Raw genomic sequence first — 17672 nt, forward strand, 5'->3', positions numbered from 1 at the left:
GCCGGAAGGTATTCCTCGGCAAGGACAGGGCTCCATGACCGCGTCAGCAAGCAACATTCGGACCGACCCGGACCGACCCGCTGTACTCAACAAGCCGTACGAGTCCCGGCGCTCCCCGGAGGCGAAGCGGAGTACCGCTGCGGAACCGGGCCGCAGGAAGGGGCTGACCCTGTTCGCGTTGGCCCTGGGCGCCTTCGCCATCGGCACCGGCGAGTTCGGCAGCAACGGGATCATCCAACTCTTCGCCTCCGACCTGGACGCGTCCATCCCGGTCGCGACGTACGCGATCAGCGCCTACGCGTTCGGCGTCATGATCGGTTCGCCGGCGATCACACTTCTCGCGGCCCGGGCCAACCGCCGTACCCTCCTGCTGGGCCTGATCGCGCTCTTCCTCGTCGGCAACGTCCTCTCCGCACTGGCCCCGAACATCGCGTCCCTCGTCGTCTTCCGCTTCGTCACGGGGAGCGTCCAGGGCGCGTACTTCGGCGCCGGCGCGGTCGTCGCCGCGTACGTCTACGGTCCGGGCAAGGGCGGACGGGCTTTCGCGACGGTGATGGGCGGTCTGACCGTGGCCACCGTCCTCGGCTCACCGCTCGGCACCCTCGTCGGCCAGCACGCCGGTTGGCGCGCTACCTACTGGACCGTCATCGGCGTGGGTCTGCTGGCCGGCGCGGCGCTGCTGGCGTGGCTGCCGCGCACCGACGACCTGCACGGCAGCTCCGTGGCACGCGAACTCGGCGCCCTTCGGCGACTCGACGTCTGGCTCATGGTCACGGTCGCGGCGCTCGGCATCTCCAGCATCTTCGCCGTCTACACATTCATCGGACCGTTCGTGACCGACGCGGCGGGCGAGAGCCCGGCGCTCATCCCCGTCGCCCTCGCCGTCTTCGGTCTCGGCATGGCATTCGGGAACTACTTCGGCGGCCGGGCCGCCGACAGGTACGGCAACCGACCGCTGATCTACGGCTTCGGCTATGTGCTGGTGCTGCTCGCGGCCATTGGTCTCCTCGGCGGTGAGATCCTGATCCTCGTGCCGGCACTGTTCGGCGTCGGAGCGACGATGATGTTCGCCATCCCCACCATCCAGGTACGGCTGACCGAATTCGCGCCGGACGCACCCACCCTGATGGGCGCCCTCAATCTGGCCGCCCTCAATCTCGCCAACTCGCTGGGCGCGATCGGTGGCGCCGTCACCCTCAGCGTCGGGTGGGGAACCCTCTCCACGGTGTGGGCGGGATTCGTCCTCACCACCGCAGGTCTGATTCTCTTCCTCACCACTCTGGGCCGGAGGAGCGCAACCGTCACGCCCGAGTGATGCCGCACCTCCCTGTTGGACGGGATGACCCAGGCGAAGAGCAAGATCGACACTCTGATCCAGGGTGGCTACAACACCCCGGGCGCCCAGCAGCAGTTCGGTCCGTACTTCGAGGAGTACAAGGGCAGCGTCGACCAGACCCTGCACGGCATGGAAGGCATCAGCCAGTACCTCACGCAGGTCAGCGACGCCTTCTCCGAGACCGACACGCAGACCGCTGCCAGCCTCAGCCGCTGACGAACGAACGACCGGTCGGGGCCGCGTGGTGCGCACTCACCACGCGGCCCCAGCCGTATTCCCGACGGATCATCCGACCAGGAGATACCCGTGCGCCTGTTGCTCACCGTCACGGACCACACCACCTCTGCCACCGACTACCAGGTCGAGGCCGCCCTCGACTCGACAGTCGCGGAGCTTGCCGAGGCGCTTGCGGAGCGCCGTCCGGACTCTGACACCCGACCGCCGACAGTCTTCGTCGCCGGTGCGCCGTTGGACCCGGGGCTCACCCTCGCCGACGCGCCGCTGTGGCAGGGCAGCGTGCTCGAACTGGACCGCCCCGCGCCCGAGTCGCCCCCACGTCCGCCGGGCCCGCTGGAGATCCGGGTGGTCAGTGGCCTGGGCGCCGGCGGCCTGCACCAGCTCGACATCGGTGAGCACACCATCGGCGCCGCCGACGACAATGACGTACGCCTGACCGACGCCTCGCTCGCTCCCGTGATCGCGCGGGTCCGGGTGACCGAGGACGGTGAGTGCTGGCTGCGTCCGGCCGAGCCCGGGTTGCTCCTCGATCGGGTGGAGATCGAGGACGAGCAGGTCTGGGCTCCCGGCGCGCAACTCGCCGCCGGATCGTCCCTGCTGGAGCTGCGCCGACCGGTCGGAGAGGAAGCCGCGCTCCAGATCTCGGAGGATCGCACCGGCCTGGACTACAACCGCCCGCCGCGGCTGCTGCCCCCGGCGCGGACCACCCAGTTCACCCTCCCCGGGCCGCCCACGCCGCCCGAACGACGGCCCCTCACGTTGATCACCGTGCTCGCGCCGGTCGTGCTCTCCGGCGCCGCGTTCCTCATCACCCGCAACCCGCTCACGCTGCTCTTCGCGATCCTGTCACCCCTGGTGCTGATCGCCGGCCAGGTCGGCGCCCGTCGGCAGGGCCGGGCCACGTACCGCTCCCGGCTCGCCGAGTACGAGAAGAAGAGCTGAGGCACCTCTCCCGGGAGCACCGGCAGGTGCTTGAGCAGGTCTATCTGCTCGGGAGTACAGTCGCGGAAGCCGCCCAGGTGCTCGGCATCCCGGCAGGCACCGTCAAGTCACGCACCTACTACGCACTCCGGGCTCCCGGTCGCGACCCCGCCGTTGCGCACCGCCCAGTCACCGGTGCCCTCCGCCGAGTTGTTGGACTTGGCGGTGCCGGACAGGAGCGCGGGGCCGGCCCCACCGCTCGGGGCTGCCGGCTGGCTGCTGCCCAGGTCGACGGCCCGGGCCGGGCCGGGCGGCACCTGGGACGGGCCGCACGCGGTGAGCGTCGCCGCGCCGACGGCCAGCACGGCGAGGATGGGGGTCAGGTGGTTGCGTGTCATCTGGGATTCTCCGGCGGTCAAGCGGCTTCCAGGAGGTCCGGAAGCCGATCGACATCCACACGGAGCAGGCCCGCGATCGGTTCAGGTCCGCACCGGCCGTCGGGCGTCACGCGGCTGTTGTCAGTGCGGTGGCGGGTGAGCCACACGGTCCAGCTCTGCCGCCAGATGACGCAGCGTGGCCCACATGCGGAGGGGGCCGCCACCCTGGAACGAGTCCAGCACCTCCCGGGCGCCCGCCAACGCCGTGCGCGCCGCGTCCACGTCACCCATCGAGATCAGTAGCTCGGACAGGCTCACGAACGCCTGGAAATGGTACGGCCCCTCGCCGAACAGGCGCGTCGACTCGACGGCCGCCTCAAGCTCCTTGACGGCGTCCTCGGCGCGACCGAGCTTGACCAGGTTGTCCGCGACGAAGTCCTTGTTCATCGCCTCCTCGTGCGGGTGCCCGACCCGGCGGTTGAGGTCCAACGCCTCCTGCAGCACCTGGGCCGCGTGCTCGTACTGGCCCAGGCGGGTGAGCGACCTGCCCCTGGAGTAGAGGCCGCGCATCTCGGCCGTCTCGTTGCCTGCCGCACGGCAGAGGGACACCGCCGTCTCCGCGTACTCCAGGGCTCGCTCGTGCTCGCCGAGGCTGGTGCAGACCGCGTGCATGTTGATCTGGGTGAGTGCCTGCTCCAGCAGCATCCCGTTCGCCACGAACACCGTCAGCGCGGCCGACAACAGATCAAGAGCCTCCTGGTCGGCTCCCAGAAACCACCGCGCGCCGGCCAGGCTGCGCAGCACGTGCGCCTCGCCGACCACGTCCCGGTGGTCGCGCGCGGCTTGCAGGGCGAGCCGCATGACGTCCTCCCAGTCCTGGAAGTAGCCGGCCCACTCGAGGTACTGCTGCATCGTGATCGCCAACTGCCAGGAGACGGTGCTGTAGCCCAGTTCGGCAGCGACCCGGACCGCTTCCCGGAGCACCTCGCGCCGGTCGGCGAACCACCTGGTGGCTTCCTCGTACGACGTCGGCTGCTCCGCCCACACACCCGGCTGGGGCGGGGCGGGTGGAATCGGTGGGCGGTTCGGATGCAGCATGACCTGCGCGTTGAAGCTGCTGTGCAGGTAGTACTGGAGCAGCCGGGTGACGGCGGCTCGCTGCTCGTCGATCGGATCGGTGGTGCGGAGCAACTCCTCCGCGTACGCCCGGACCAGCACGTGCGAGGTGTAGCAGCCCTTGTCGTGCTCCGACACCAGCGCCGCCTCGGTCAGTTCCTCCAGCTCGGCCCGGGTCCGCTCCGGGTCCCGTCCGGACAGGCTGACGCAGGCGCCGAGGGTGATGCCCGGGGTCAGCGCCACCGACAGCAGCCGGAAGAGCCGTGCCGCGCCGGGGCTCAGCTGCCGGTACGACCAGGAGAACGCGGTGCGCGGATCAATGACGCCCACGCCGCCCGGGAACGCGGCGAGCCGTCGGGCGCCGTCGCGCAACTCGGCGGCCACCGAGGCCAGCGAGAGCTGGGGCCGTACGCTCAGCCGGGCGGCCAGAATCGACAGCGCGAGCGGCAGCCGGCCGCACAGTTCGATGATCTCGTCGAGGACGTCGGCGTCGATGCCCTCGGCCGCACGGCTCGGCAGGACGGAGAGCCGGGTCGACAGCATCTTCCGGGCGTCGGGCAGGTCGGGGACGTACGCGCGGTAGAGGCGTGCGCCGTCGGAGGCCGAGAGACCGACGAGCGGGCGCCGGCTGGTGACCAGGACCAGGCTCTCGGCCGAGTTCGGGAGCAGCGGACGCACCTGCGAGGCGTCGCGGGCGTCGTCGAGCAGGACGAGTATCCGCTTGCCGACGGTCAGGCTCCGGTACGTGCCCACCAGCGCGTCGAACGTGTCGGGCACCTCCGACGCGCGCACACCGAGGGCGTACAGCAGCGAGCGCAACGCGTCCACCGCCGAGACGGTGCCGTCCTCCCCCGCGTTGCCGCCCAGGTCGAGGTGGAGCTGGCCGTCGGTGAACTCGTCCGCCACCGAGTGCGCGAAGTGGGTGACGAGCGTCGACTTGCCCACGCCACCCATTCCGTCCACCGCGACGACCATCGGGCTGGTGCGCTGGCCCTCGCGCATGCCCAGGACCAGGTCGCGCAGCACCGTCAGCTCGGACGTCCGTCCCACGAACATGGGCTGGTCCGGTGGCAGCTGCGCCGGACGCACCAGCGGCGCCGGGAGCACCGCCGCGCCGGACTCCACGTCCGGTGTGGCCGCCTGGGTCAGCACCCGGTGCTGGGCGTCGCGCAGGTCCCGCCCCGGGTCGATGCCCAACTCGTCGGCGAGCCGAACGCGGATGCTCCGATACGCCTCCAGCGCCTCGGCCTGGTGTCCGGCCGCCCCGAGTGTCCTCACCAGGCTGGCGTGCACCGGTTCGTGCAGCCGTCCCATCTGCGCGGCGAGTCGCAGCGCCGGCAGGACCCGCGCCGGTTGGCCGACACGGGTGGCGATCTCGGCGGCGTCGACGGCGGCGTCGAAGAACTCACCGTCCACACCGGAGAAGGTCGCTGTGGCCCCCACGGTGTCGGCCAGGGTCTCACCGGCCGGTCCGTGGCAGAGTCGCAGGGCCTCCAGGTAGCGGGCCAGCGCCTCCTCCAGCCGGTCACCGCGCGCGCTCTCCGCCGCCTGCGCGACGAGCCCGCGGAACGCCACGAGGTCCAGCGTCGCTGAGCCCGCGGCGAAGCGGTAACCCGTGTCGTGCCTGGTCAGATACGAGCCAGCGGCCCGCGGCGACAGGCCGGGTTCGAGGAGCCGGCGGATGGCGCCGATGTACTTGTGGATGACGTTCACCGCGCTTGACGGCGGACTCGGTCCCCACACCAGGTCGATCAACTCGGCCATGGCGATCCTGCGGCCCTGGTGCGCGATCAGGAGGGCCAGCAGGCAGCGTTGCTGCCGCGGGCCGGCGTCGAGTTCGACGTCATCCCGCCAGATCCGGAGCGGGCCCATGATCTGCAGGCGTAGCGCGTTCGATTGGGCCAACCGTTGTTCCTTCGAGGTCGAATGACTCTCGAAACGTAGTCACAGTCAGTGGATCATTTGTTGACGTCGACTGGACCGGCCGTCACCGCGGTGCGGATCGGAGCCACCAGTAGCCCACGAAGCAGGCGAACGGCAGCAGCGTGAGCATCGCCGCGGCGACCCAGCCGGCACGCCGGGCGCCCGGCAGGCGGCCCAGAAGCCACGTGTTCGTCGCGACGAAGGCTCCGCCCAACAGCGCCGCGGCGACGACCAGAAGGACCAGCGCCACGCCGGCCTCGTCGCCGTCGATCTCGATGGGCGGCGGCCGTCCCGCGATCGTCGCGTACGTGTGGTTCGTCAGCGACGAGGTGGGGCTGTGCGCGGCGTACGCCAGCAACGACATGAGGACCGCGAGCGGCGGGACGGCGAGCAGCCCGAGAACGGCGTTACTCAGGGCGGCCAGGGTCACAGTGACGTGTCTGCGCACCCGATCAGCATCCACCGACCCACTGCACGCGCGATGGACCACCACTTGATTCGGCGCCGAACGGCGGTCACGTGGGCCGCAGGGCGACCTTCAGCCAGCCGGGGCTGCGCACGTCGAACTCGCGGTACGCGCCGACCGCGTCGGTGAGCGGCTCGTGTTCCGTCACCACGTCCTCGGGATGCACCTGGCCGGACGCGACCATCGCCGCGAGTTTCGGGATGTACCTGGGGTGATTGCCGTTGCCGGCCCGGACGGTGAGGTTACGAGCCATGGCCGTGCCGATCGGGAAGTACCGGTCGGCGGGCGGGTAGACCCCCACGATCCCCAGGGTGCCCACCTTCGCGAGGCTCTCCACCGCCCAGGTCTGCGCCTGGCTGGGCGCGTCTCCCGGCTTCCAGTGCCCGTCCACTCCCCCACTGTCGAGGTTCGGGGAGATCTTGCGCTGATCCTCGCGGTTGCGCTCGTCGTCCTTGCCCGCGGCGGGCCCCGACTTCGGGCTCTCGCCGTCCACTCCGACCGCGTCGATGGCGCAGTCGGCCCCGATTCCGTTCGTCAACTCCATGATCGCCTCGACCGGGCCGGTCTCGTTGAAGTTGATCACCTCGGCCCCTCGCCGGCGGGCGTGTTCCAGCCGGTCGGCGTGTCCGTCGATCGCGATCACCCGCGACGCGCCGCGCTGGTAGGCGGAGAGCACGGCGAACTGCCCCACCGGGCCACAACCCCAGACGGTGACGATGTTGCCGTCGCTGGCGTCGGCCAGGACCGCGCCGAAGTAGCCGGTGGGGTAGATGTCGGACAGCGTGATGGCCTGCGCCTCGGTGACGTTCTCCGGCAGCCGGATCAGGTTGGTGTGCGCGAACGGGATCCGCGCGTACTCCGCCTGCAAGCCGTTGAACGGGCCCTGCATCTCGGGTGAGCCGGGCGAGCCCGTGCCGGAGCGCGGCCCGTACGGGTTGACGTCGTCGCACTGCGCGAAGAGCCCTCGGCGGCAGTAGGCGCAGGATCCACAGCCCAGCACCGCCGAGATCACCACCCGGTCTCCGGGCTTGAGGTTGCGGATCTGCGGTCCCACCTCCTCGACGACCCCGACGCCCTCGTGGCCGAGGATCTTGCCCGGCTTCATCCCGGGCATCGTGCCCCGCACGAAGTGCAGGTCCGTGCCGCAGATCGCCGCCGTCGTGATCCGGACGATGGCGTCCGTCGGCGCCTCGATGCGGGGCTCGGGCACCTCGTCGACGCGGATATCGCCTATGCCGTGCCACACGACAGCCTTCATTGGGCGCTCCTCTCCCACACTGTGAACCGGCGTTCGAGCCAGCACGCGCCGACCAGCTGACGAAATTCCGGGCTACCCGGGACACAGCACCGCAAACCCGCCCGAGATGGTCAGGTCGAGGGCAGCAGCTCGGCGAGACGGATCAGAGCGGCACGCATGCTGTCGGTGCCGCCGCCCTGCAACTGCGCGAGAACCGCGCGGGCCCGGTCGAGCACCCGCTCGGCTCCGGGGACGTCGTGCGCCGTGATCAGAACGTCGGCCATCTGCCGCAGGGCGTCGAACTGCGACGGTCGGTCCCCGACGCGGTACGCCGTCTCCGCCGAGAGCTCCAACTGCTCGACCGCCTCCGCGACACGTCCGGATGCGGCCAGGTTGCGGGCGATGGCGGCCCGGATCTCGCTCTCCTCACGGCCGCGTCCGATCCGCTTGTTGAGTTCGAGGGCCTCGTTCAACGCCCGAGCTGATTCCTCGACCCGACCCAGGGCGGCGAACGACGTGCCGCTGAACAGGAGACTGACGACCTCGGCCCGACGATTCTCCAGGAGTCGGGACAGCGACAGCGCCTTCGTACTGTGGTCGAGGGCGAGGTCGTGCCGGCTCAGCGCGCTGAACACCTGGTGGAAGTTGTTGTGCACAAGCGCCTGTTCCAGCCGCATGTCCCGGTCCTCGAAGATGCGCAGCGCTTCGCCGAGCAGGTGCAGCGACTCGTCGTTGGCGCCGAACATGTGCCGGGCGCCGGCCAGGCTACGCAGGACGTGCGCCTGCCCGAGGGCATCGTGGCTCTCCCGTGCCGCGGACAGCGCCACCCGCATGACGTCCTCCCAGTCCTGGAAGTAGCCGGCCCACTGCAGGTACTGCTGCATCGTGAGGGCGAGCTGCCAGGGCGCGATGCCGTACCCGACGGCGGCCGCCCGCTGGACCGCCTCCATGAGCACCTCCCGCTGGCTCGCGAACCAGGCGATGGCCTCGTCGTACGTCTCCGGCCGCTCCGCGACGACACCGGGCAGGGGCGGCGGCGGCCCGATCGGCGTCCGGCTCGGCTCCAGCACCACCTGCGCGCGAAAACTGCTGTGCAGGTAGTACTGGAGCAGGCGGCTGATCGCCGCCTGTCGCTCCGCCGCCGGCTCCTCGGCGTGGAGGAGCTCCTGCGCGTACGTCCGGACCAGCACGTGCGACGTGAGCCGGCCGTCCTCGTGCTCGGTCACCAGGTCCGCCTCGATCAGCTCGGCCAGGTCGGCCCGGGTGTCGTCGGTGTCGCGGTCGCCGAGACTCACGCAGGCCGTTGCCGTGACGCCCAGCACCGGGGCCACCGACAGAAGCCGGAACAGCCGGGCGGCACCGGGACCAAGTTGCCGGTAGGACCACGAGAACGCGGTACGCGGATCACTGAGGCCGCCCCCGGCGGGGAACGCCGCGAGCCGGCGAGCGCCGTCGCGTAGCTCGGCGGCGACGGAGGCCAGCGACAGTCGCGGGCGGACGGCGATCCGGGCCGCCAGGATGGCCAGCGCCAGCGGAAGCCGGCCGCACAGTTCGATGATCTCTTCGACGATCTCCCCGCCCGCCGCGTTGCCAACCGGCAGGTCGGCGAGACGGCGTTCGAGCAGCCGACGGGCCGTCGGCAGGTCGGGCAGGTCGATGTGGAGCGGATGGGCCCCGTCGAACGCGGCCAGGCCGACCAGCGCCCGCCGGCTGGTGACGAGCACGAGACTGTCCGCCGAGTTCGGCAGCAACGGACGTACCTGGGAGGCGTCGCGGACATTGTCCAGCAGGACCAGGATCCGCTTGCCGGCGGTCATGCTCCGGTACATCCCGACCCGCGCGTCGAACCGGTCCGGAACGTCGGCGGCGGGCACACCCACCGCGTGCAGAAGGAGGCGCACGGCATCGCCGGCCGGCCGGCTCTCACCCTCGCCGAGGTGGCCCTGAAGATCGAGGTAGAGCTGCCCGTCGCCGAACTCGCCGGCCACCCGGTGCGCGAAGTGCACAGCGAGCGTCGACTTGCCGACGCCGCCCATGCCGTTCATCGCGACCACCAGGGGGCTGGTCCGTCCGACGGCCCTCATCCCGTTCGTCAGGTCGCCCAGGGTCGCCAGCTCGGGGTCGCGGCCCACGAAGAGGGGCAGGTCGGGCGGGAGCTGCGCCGGACGCACCAGGGGAATCGGCCGCGACGCCCCGGGGACCGGACCCGGGTCGCCGGAGGGCGACATCCCCGCCTGGCTGAGGGCCCGCCGCTGGGCGTCCTGGAGCTTGTGCCCGGGGTCGATGCCCAACTCGTCGTCCAGGCGTGCGCGAATCGCGCCGTACACCGCCAACGCCTCGGCCTGATGGCCGGCCGCAGCGAGCGTCGTCACCAGGCACGCGTGGACCGGCTCGTTGAGCCGGCCCATCTCCGCGGCGAGCCGCAGCGGGGCCAGCACCCGAGCGGGCTGACGTACTCGCACGGCCACCGCGGCGGCGGCGACCGCGGCGTCGAAGAACTCGCTGTCGATGCCGGCGAAGGTTGCCGTCGCGTTGTCGATCAAGCCGGTGCCGGCCGAGCCGTGGCACAGCTCGAGAGCGCTGAGGTAGCTGTCGAGCGCCTCGGTGGGACGGTCCTGCCCCAGGCAGGACTTCGCGGCGGAGACGTGGCGGCGGAACGCGAGAAGGTCGAGCGTCTCCGGCCCCGCGACGAAGCGGTATCCGTTGCCGTGCCGCAGCAGGTAGGACCCGGCCGAGCGGGTGGGCAGAGCGGGTTCGAGCAGGCGGCGCAGCGCGCCCACGTACTTGTGGACGACGTTCACCGCGCTGGGCGGCGAGTCCGGGCCCCAGATCAGACCCGTCAGATCGATGGTGCTGACCGGTCGCCCGGCACGAGCCAGGAGGAGCGCCAACAGGCCGCGTTGCTGACGCGGGCCCGCGTCCAGCTCGACCGCACCGCGCCAGAGCCGCAGCGGGCCCATGATCTGCAAACGCAGTGCACCCGTCGGCGCCGGCTCCGGTGGCCGGCCGGAGCGAACCGGCCCCTGTGCGGATTCACTTGACGGTGACTGAACCGAGCGTCCGCCCCTGCGGCTCGCGGGACCACAGGGTGCCGCGAGCGGCAAGACGGACTTCGCGGCGGAAAACGGCACGACGCGGGCCGCTCCGCCGACGGTGTGGTCCTGGCTTGTGTCGATGGGCATGTCCTGGAGATCCAGGTGGCAGGACGAAAGTTCGGTTCGCTGAAGAAGTTTTCCACTGGCCGGAGCTAGCTTTCCGGCATGCTGCTACCAATCTCGGGCCCCGCCTCGGCCGGCGACGTGGAGCAGGTGGTCCGGGCCGCCCAACAGGGCGACCCGCGAAGCTTCACGCTGCTGTACGAGCTGCACTACGCCGGCATGCTCGCGGCGGCACACCAGATTCTGGGCGCGGTGCCCGACGCCGAGGACGCCTGCCAGGATGCGGCGATCACCGCGTTCGGCCGGATCGGCGAGCTGCGTGACCCCGCCGCGGTCCGGCCCTGGCTGCACGCCATCGTGCGCAACAACTGCCGCAAGCTCCTGCGCTCACGAAGGCCCGTCCCGGTGGGCGTGGCCGGCGAGACCCTGCACGCCTCGGAGCTGGACGACCCGGTCGCCCGGATCGACCGCAGCGCGCTGCGGGACTGGATCTGGCACGGGCTGCACCAGTTGTCGCCGGCCGCCCAGACAGTGGCGATGCTGCGCTACTTCACCGAGAACAACTCGTACGAGCAGATCGCGGACCTCTGCGGGGTCCCGATCGGCACCGTCCGCAGCCGCCTGAGCGAAGCGCGCCGTCAGCTGGCCGAGGTCCTGCCCCGCGTACACGACGAGCGGCACCACGAGACCGCGGCGCTGCGGGCCGAACGACGCGAGGAGGCGACGACGGTGCTCTCCGCGGTGGCCAACGGCGCCCCGATGAGCAGGGTGGCCGCGCGCTGGGCCGAGGACATGACCTTCTGCTGGCCGAGTGGCAAACGGACGACCGGCCGCGAGGCGGTCTTCGCGGCCATGCGACGGGACTACGACTCCGGCGTGGCTCACCAAATCACCGGGGTGGTGGCTGGTGCGGGCATCACGATCTGGGAGAACGCCTTCATCAACCCGCCGGAGGATCCGTTCCACTGCCCGCCCGGCGGGACCTGGCTGCTCCGCGAGAAGAAGGGCCTGGTATGTGAGGTACGCCTCATGCACACCCCGCGACCGACCCACCCGGAGATCGCTCCCCCGGCGAATCGAACTTCTGTCCGCCGGACCGGGTCCTGAGGGTATGACCACCCATTCCATCCATGACCTGGGCCCGCAACTCGCCGCAAACCGCCGCTACTGGTGTGGCTGGGCCGGTACGCGCCCCGACACCGACCTGCCGACCTACCGCACCGACATCCCCCACCCGCTGCTCAACGGGGTCCTCCGCGTCCGCGGCCGACGGCTCGACGACGCGATCGCGGAGGCGAAGAAGCACCTGACCGGCTCGCGGTGGGGCTGGTGGGTGGGCGCGGACAGCGACGAGGGCACCGCCGAGGGCCTGCTCGATCGCGGCGCGGAGCAGATCGCTGACATGCCGATCATGGCGGTGGACGTGACCACCGTGGCCGAGGCCGACGCTCCCGCCGGTCTGTTGATCCGGACCGTCGTCGGCCCGGTCGGGATGCGGGAGTACGTCGAGGCCTACGCCGGGCCGCTCGGCATCTCCGGTGACCTGGGGAGCGTCGTCGACCGGGAGCTGAACTTCGCCTACCCCGACGTGCTCCGGCTCGCGGGCACCGTCGACGGCCGGACCGTCGGCACGTGCACCCTGTCGCTGGGCACCGACATCGGAGCGCTGTACTGCATCGCCACCGACCCCGACTTCCGTCGGCGCGGCATCGCGACAGCCCTCACCCGCGAGGCGTTGCGCATCACCCGCGAGTCGGGGCGGCGGATCGCCACGCTCCAGTCGAGCGCCGAGGGCGAGCCGGTGTACGGGCGGATCGGCTTCGACACCGTCGCCCGCTATCGCCTCTACCAACTCCCGGAGTGAGCTTCCGGCGGTGCCGCCCGGCCGGGCGGCGCCGCCGCGTCCGTCACCACCAACGCGCGTCGTGCCGTCCGGTCAAGGCCATCTCGTCAGCCCGACGAGGCCGGCCGGGAACGCCGCCGCTGACCCGTAGGGCGAACTCGAGCACCACATGGCTGAAGCGCTCGGCCTCTTCCAGGTGCGCGAAGTGCCCGCTGTCGGAGAATTCGGCCAGAACCGCATCGGGAATGGCCGACCGCAGCATCTCGGCCGGCTCCGGGCCGAAGGCGAAGTCGTGCACACCCGCCACGACAATCGTCGGTGCGCTGATCGAGGGCAGCGCGCCACGGAAGTCGAAGTCGGTGGTCGACCTCGGCCAGCACGGCAGCGCACCGAGGAGATGGGCGAACTCCGTGCGCCGCCGCCAGTAGTCGGCGAAGTAGGCGGGGAGGATCTGCCAGAGCCGTGCGGTGCTCTCGTGCACCCACCGACCGGCGGGCCGGTCGAACGCGGCGATCATCGCTTCGGCATCGGTGCGGTCCGCGTGGGCCAGCGCGTACCGCCGGAGCTTCTCCCGCGCCGCCGCCCGGGTGTGCGCGTCGGCCACCGGTGCGGTCGCGTACAGGATCAGCCCGGCGGTCCGGTCCGGGTGGCGCAACGCCAGACTCTGCGCGACGAATCCACCGTGCCCGTGCCCCAGGACCAGCGCCGGGACATCGGAGAGGTCGGCGATCACCGCGTCGAGATGGTCGGCGTAGGTCTCAAGGTCGTACGTCGCCCCCGCCGGCAACCGGCTCGAATCGCCAGTGCCCACCGGCTCGAGATAGACCATCGTCAGGCGACGCTCAAGCAGTGGCATGCGCAGATAGTCCCCGGAAAGCCCTGGACCACCCGGATGTACGAAGCAGAGCGGGCCGCGTCCGCGAATGTGACAGATCAGGGAGAGGTCGCCGACCCGAATCGTGTGTGTCTTTTCCGAACCAGTATTCATTGCAGCTCCTCGGTGACCACGAATGACATCGGCAGCCCCCCGGCAACCCCCAGGTCGAGCATGTCGGATCGCAGTTGATTTCCACTGACCATTTCCGCCACGGTCCGAGTGCACGACGAAGGGCAGCCGGGTTCCCGGCTGCCCTTCGTCGGCTCCACTGTCAGTGCGCGGTCAGACGGCGCCACGCACCCTGTCCAGGCCCAGACGACGGGCGTACCGGGTGTACGCGCCCGGCCCGAACCGGGAGAGCACGAACCAGGCCGGACCCGGGATGACCGCCTTGAGACCCGCGACGTGCTCGGGGGTGCCGTCGCGCAGCACCATCCCGAAGGCCATGGGCAACAGGTTCTTCGGCACGGTGGCCATCGCGGCCGCGCCCACCTCGGCCCACTCCTTGTCCGTCAGGTATTTGTCGATCAACGCCAGCAGGTGCGTCTCCTCGGTGACCAGGTGCTCCAGCATCGGCGCAATCATGGCGTCGACGGCCGAGGCGAGAGCGTCGCGGTCGACCGCTGTCGCGGTCCGGCGCCAGGCGGTGGCCCGCCTCTCCACCTCGGCAAGTGCCTCATGCAGGCCCTCGTGCTGACGTTCCATGGTCTCGACCAGCGGCGCGATCTCCTTCGGGCCCCGTTGCAGCAGTTTCGGCCAGACCTTCTCGTCCTCGCCGGCGTGGTGCAGGTTCAACAGACCGGTGAGGATGAGCACGTGGTCGGCGACCCGTGCGGCGGTGGCGCTGTCGTTGGCGGCAACGGTCCGCACGAGTGCCGCGGCAGCGGGAAACTCGCGTCGGAAGGCGCTGTGGACGAGGTACATGTCGCGGCTGTCTGCCATGGTTCTCTCTTCTTGATTCCGTGCACGTTCGATGTGGGTCGGAAAAGCCGTCGCCCGAGTGATGGAGGAGCGGGCGAGCGTCGCCTAACGCCCGGCGTCGCGCAGTTGACTCCAGGGGCGGCCCTCGTCGCCCGGGAGGCGCGTGGTGCCGAAGCGTTCGTCGACCTCGGCGAGCTGTTCCGGGGTGGGATTCGGGCCGAAGCTGCCGAGTTCCTCGAAGAGTTGTTCGTTGCCGGCCGGCGCGCTGACGAACAACAGCTTTCCGCCGGTCGGGGTGACGAACGTGTGATAAGCGCCCCGGGGCACGATGACAGTGGTTCCCGGGCCGCCGGAGAACTCGGCATCGCCCACCCGGAAGTGGTACTCCCCCGCCAGGACGTAAGCGATCTTCATAAAGTCGTGGTGGGCGTGGGGCGGGTTCTCGACGATCACGTCGTGATGGAACACGAATGCCCCGAGTGCCCCACCAACCTCGGCGCCTCGCACGAGGATCTCCGGCCGATGCGGGCCGCCGAGTTCGACAAGCCTTCCCGCGCCGGGCTGCACAGCCCACCCGTCCCGACCCCAGTCCGCCTGGCCCGTCATGGTCGCCCCCGTCTCGTGATCCCAACCAGTAAGGCAAGTCAACGCCGCGGCACACGATTTCTAGTGAGTAAGGAGTTACTTCCGGCGACGGACGCATCGGCAAGTACTTGCCGATGCGGAAAGTAAGTGCTAGCTTTCCACGCGAGCAAGTACTTTCCGAGATGAGGGAGCCGCATGATGAACACCCCCACACCCGACGAAGCCCGAGCGGCACTACAGGACGTCGAGCGGCGACGGACCCAGACGGCAGCGGCGGCAGGCCAGCCACTGTGGGGCTGGATCGTGGGCGGGGTCCTGCTCGCGGCGTACGGAGTTCTCGCCGACCGTGAACCACAGTTCGTCCGCACCTGGGGCAGCGTCATCATCCTCCTGCTGCTGTTCGTCGCGCTGGTGGGCAACACCCGGCTGGGCGGCTCGCTGCTCCGCCGGCCCGTGCGTCCGCGCGTCACGCCTGACCCGGCGAACCTGATCGGGCTGCTGCTGGTGCTGGCCGTCCTGGTCGTCGGCACGACGATCGCCGCGGCCATGGAGGTCCCGCACGTCGCGCTGTGGAGCGGACTTGTCAGCGGTGTCCTGGTGGCCGTGGCGGGTCCGTGGTGGCAGCGCAGGATCCTCACCAGAGGGACCGGACGTTGACCGACCCGAAGCTGGATCCCGCACTGCTCGATCCCACCCGACTGGCCATCCTGGCCCTGCTGGCGGGAACGGAATGGGCCGAGTTCGCCTTCGTCCGCGATTCGGTGGAGCTGAGCGACTCGGCCCTGTCCAAACGGATCTCGACCCTGAGCGACGGCGGCTACGTCGAGGTGCGCAAGGGTTACGTGGGCAAGCGCCCGCGGACCTGGATCAACCTCTCCACGACCGGTCGCGCCGCTCTGAGCGCCCACATCGCGGCCCTACAGGAGATCGCCACGCGGGTCGGCCAGGGGCTTTGACCCAGGCCCTAGGCGTTGTCGCGGCGCTGGGTCATGTGGACCTGTTCGAGGTCGAGGCCGTCCTGCACGTGGCGAAGCACCTCGTCGTCGATCTCGCCCCGGTCGCGCATGCGGACGACGGTGTCGTGGCGGTGATCGATGGCCGCCAACTGCAGGTCGGCGTACTGCTGCTCGTAGGTGGCGGCGGCCTCGTCGGGACCGGAGTCGCCGTCGCCGTCGCGCAGCACGCGCAGGCGGCGGTCGTACTCCGTTCGCAACTGCTCGTGCACGTCCTCGCTCGTGCCCAACTTCTCGGCCATCTCGGGCAGCGACGCGAGGGCGTGCGCCATCGACCCGATCTCGGCCTGACGGCGCTCCCGCTCGGCCTCCCCGTCGGCGCCCAGCCCGGCCCACCGCGTCACCCGCGGCATCAACGGCGCCTGGAGCAGCAGGGTCACGGCGATCACGACGGCCGTGACGAAGACGATCAGGTCCCGGTCCGGGAACTCCGCCCCGGACGGCAGGGCATGGGGTACGGCAAGCGCCGCCGCCATCGACACGGCCCCGCGGAAACCGGCCGCCGACATGAGCGCCCGCGGCCGACCACTCAGCCGTCTCTCGCGTTGCTGCGGCCGGCGGTCGATCGCCCGGATCAGGTACGGGCTGGTGAACAGCCAGCCGAACCGCACCGCGACGATGACCGCGCAGACCACGACCGCGACCAGCAGGCCGTGGGCCAGCCCGGTGCTGTCCAGCCCGCGGACGGCCGACTGCGCCTCCAGCCCAACCAGGACGAACAGCGCCGCGTTGGCCAGCGCGGTCACGAAGCCCATGACGGTCTGGACGTGCCGGCGGGCGTTTCCGGGGAACAGGCGTGGCGAGACGCGGCCCACCCAGAGTCCGCTGACCACGGCCGCGAGGACGCCGGACACCTCGGCCGCCTCGGCGATCAGGTAGGCGGTCAGCGGCGTCATCAGCGCCAGGAGGTTGTGCTGGAACGGGTCGCTCAACCGGCGGCGGATCTGCAGGGCGAGGAACGTGACAGCCACGCCGGCCGCGATGCCGCCGAGGTACGACAGGGCGAACAGGCCGGCCACCCGACTCACGCTGAGGTGTTCCTCGCCGAGCGTGATCCCGACCGCGAGCGTGTAGATCACCAACGCCGTACCATCGTTGACCAGGCTCTCCGCACGCAGCATTGTCGCGATGCGGCGTGGCAGCATCCGGCCCAGGACGCCGACCGCCGTGGCATCTGTCGGAGCCACCGCGGCGCCCAGCACCCACGCCGGTCCCCAGTCGAGCCCGAGCGCGTGCGCGGCGGTGGCCACACCCGCCGCGGTCGCGACCACGAGGAAGGTGCTCAGCAGCACGATGACCCGGAGGTTCCGGCGGATCTCGCGCAGCGAGGAGGTGAACGCCTCCCAGTAGAGCAACACCGGAAGGAACACCAGCAGGACGGCCTCGGGTGGCAGGTGCACCACGCGCAGTACGGGCACGAACCCGAGCAGGACGCCGGCGACCAGGAGCAGCACCGGTGGGGCGATCCGGAGACGACGGGCCGCGCCCGTACCCGTCAGGATGGCGACCCCGACCGCCACCACCAATGCGAGGCTGGACATCAGATTCCCGGTCCTTCGTCTCGGGCCGCGCGCGCCGCCGCCAGCAGTTCGACAAGTTTGACGTGACGTGGTGGACAGCGAGTGGAGGGCTTCCGCGCCCGCCGGCCGAGGATCCACTTGT

16 protein-coding genes and 1 pseudogene are annotated in these 17672 nt (G+C 70.7%); 8 read left to right on the forward strand and 9 right to left on the reverse strand.

Translation table 11 applies throughout. The features are described from left to right. The first annotated feature begins 34 nt into the window (after positions 1 to 34). The 4 genes and pseudogenes from AB0A95_RS15945 to AB0A95_RS15960 all read left to right on the forward strand — a co-directional run. Positions 35 to 1315 (forward strand): MFS transporter, encoded by a 1281-nt coding sequence (locus AB0A95_RS15945; RefSeq protein WP_357556468.1) that lies wholly within the window; start codon positions 35 to 37, stop codon positions 1313 to 1315. Between the two features lie 15 nt (positions 1316 to 1330). Further along, on the forward strand, positions 1331 to 1552 hold the full coding sequence (locus AB0A95_RS15950; protein ID WP_357556469.1) for a WXG100 family type VII secretion target: 222 nt from the start codon (positions 1331 to 1333) through the stop codon (positions 1550 to 1552). Between the two features lie 90 nt (positions 1553 to 1642). Next, positions 1643 to 2515: a hypothetical protein gene (locus tag AB0A95_RS15955; protein ID WP_357556470.1), complete on the forward strand. Its 873-nt coding sequence runs from the start codon at positions 1643 to 1645 to the stop codon at positions 2513 to 2515. Between the two features lie 26 nt (positions 2516 to 2541). After that, positions 2542 to 2586: pseudogene (locus tag AB0A95_RS15960) on the forward strand (hypothetical protein); the annotation flags it as partial. A 36-nt stretch (positions 2587 to 2622) separates the two neighbouring features. Here AB0A95_RS15960 and AB0A95_RS15965 read toward each other — a convergent pair. From AB0A95_RS15965 to AB0A95_RS15985, 5 genes are all read right to left on the reverse strand, one after another. Continuing rightward, entirely contained in the window at positions 2623 to 2892 is a 270-nt protein-coding gene (locus AB0A95_RS15965; RefSeq protein WP_357556552.1) for a hypothetical protein, read from the reverse strand. Positions 2893 to 3012: 120 nt separating this feature from the next. Then, a complete protein-coding gene (locus tag AB0A95_RS15970; RefSeq protein WP_357556471.1) occupies positions 3013 to 5892 on the reverse strand; it encodes a BTAD domain-containing putative transcriptional regulator in 2880 nt (959 codons plus the stop codon). An 82-nt stretch (positions 5893 to 5974) separates the two neighbouring features. Then, entirely contained in the window at positions 5975 to 6358 is a 384-nt protein-coding gene (locus AB0A95_RS15975) for a hypothetical protein (protein WP_357556472.1), read from the reverse strand. A gap of 67 nt (positions 6359 to 6425) precedes the next feature. Next, positions 6426 to 7634, reverse strand: a complete 1209-nt coding sequence (locus AB0A95_RS15980) for an alcohol dehydrogenase catalytic domain-containing protein (protein WP_357556473.1) — start codon at positions 7632 to 7634, stop codon at positions 6426 to 6428. A 110-nt stretch (positions 7635 to 7744) separates the two neighbouring features. Next, complete coding sequence (locus AB0A95_RS15985; RefSeq protein WP_357556550.1) at positions 7745 to 10573, reverse strand: BTAD domain-containing putative transcriptional regulator; 2829 nt, start codon at positions 10571 to 10573, stop codon at positions 7745 to 7747. Positions 10574 to 10873: 300 nt separating this feature from the next. On the opposite strand from AB0A95_RS15985, the gene AB0A95_RS15990 reads away from it, so the two are divergent. Together AB0A95_RS15990 and AB0A95_RS15995 are read left to right on the forward strand one after the other, a co-directional pair. After that, the gene (locus AB0A95_RS15990; protein ID WP_357556474.1) at positions 10874 to 11878 is read left to right on the forward strand and encodes a sigma-70 family RNA polymerase sigma factor; all 1005 of its coding nucleotides are present in this window, start codon (positions 10874 to 10876) and stop codon (positions 11876 to 11878) included. A gap of 4 nt (positions 11879 to 11882) precedes the next feature. Next, complete coding sequence (locus AB0A95_RS15995; protein WP_357556475.1) at positions 11883 to 12635, forward strand: GNAT family N-acetyltransferase; 753 nt, start codon at positions 11883 to 11885, stop codon at positions 12633 to 12635. 43 nt (positions 12636 to 12678) lie between these two features. Here AB0A95_RS15995 and AB0A95_RS16000 read toward each other — a convergent pair whose 3' ends face one another. The 3 genes from AB0A95_RS16000 to AB0A95_RS16010 form a co-directional block, all read right to left on the reverse strand. Next, on the reverse strand, positions 12679 to 13602 hold the full coding sequence (locus tag AB0A95_RS16000) for an alpha/beta hydrolase (protein WP_357556476.1): 924 nt from the start codon (positions 13600 to 13602) through the stop codon (positions 12679 to 12681). A gap of 171 nt (positions 13603 to 13773) precedes the next feature. Then, a complete protein-coding gene (locus AB0A95_RS16005) occupies positions 13774 to 14433 on the reverse strand; it encodes a hemerythrin domain-containing protein (RefSeq protein WP_357556477.1) in 660 nt (219 codons plus the stop codon). 84 nt (positions 14434 to 14517) lie between these two features. Then, positions 14518 to 15018, reverse strand: coding sequence for a cupin domain-containing protein (locus tag AB0A95_RS16010; RefSeq protein ID WP_357556478.1), 501 nt, complete (start codon positions 15016 to 15018; stop codon positions 14518 to 14520). A 174-nt stretch (positions 15019 to 15192) separates the two neighbouring features. Here AB0A95_RS16010 and AB0A95_RS16015 point away from each other — a divergent pair, with 174 nt between their 5' ends. Together AB0A95_RS16015 and AB0A95_RS16020 are read left to right on the forward strand one after the other, a co-directional pair. After that, entirely contained in the window at positions 15193 to 15654 is a 462-nt protein-coding gene (locus AB0A95_RS16015; RefSeq protein ID WP_357556479.1) for a hypothetical protein, read from the forward strand. Next, on the forward strand, positions 15651 to 15953 hold the full coding sequence (locus tag AB0A95_RS16020) for a transcriptional regulator (protein WP_357556480.1): 303 nt from the start codon (positions 15651 to 15653) through the stop codon (positions 15951 to 15953). Before AB0A95_RS16015 ends, AB0A95_RS16020 begins: the two co-directional genes overlap by 4 nt. Positions 15954 to 15961: 8 nt before the next feature. On the opposite strand, the gene AB0A95_RS16025 is transcribed toward AB0A95_RS16020, so the two are convergent. Next, complete coding sequence (locus AB0A95_RS16025) at positions 15962 to 17551, reverse strand: Na+/H+ antiporter (RefSeq protein WP_357556481.1); 1590 nt, start codon at positions 17549 to 17551, stop codon at positions 15962 to 15964. Positions 17552 to 17672: the final 121 nt, after the last annotated feature.

The organism is Micromonospora sp. NPDC049230, assembly GCF_040647875.1.
Lineage (GTDB): Bacteria > Actinomycetota > Actinomycetes > Mycobacteriales > Micromonosporaceae > Micromonospora.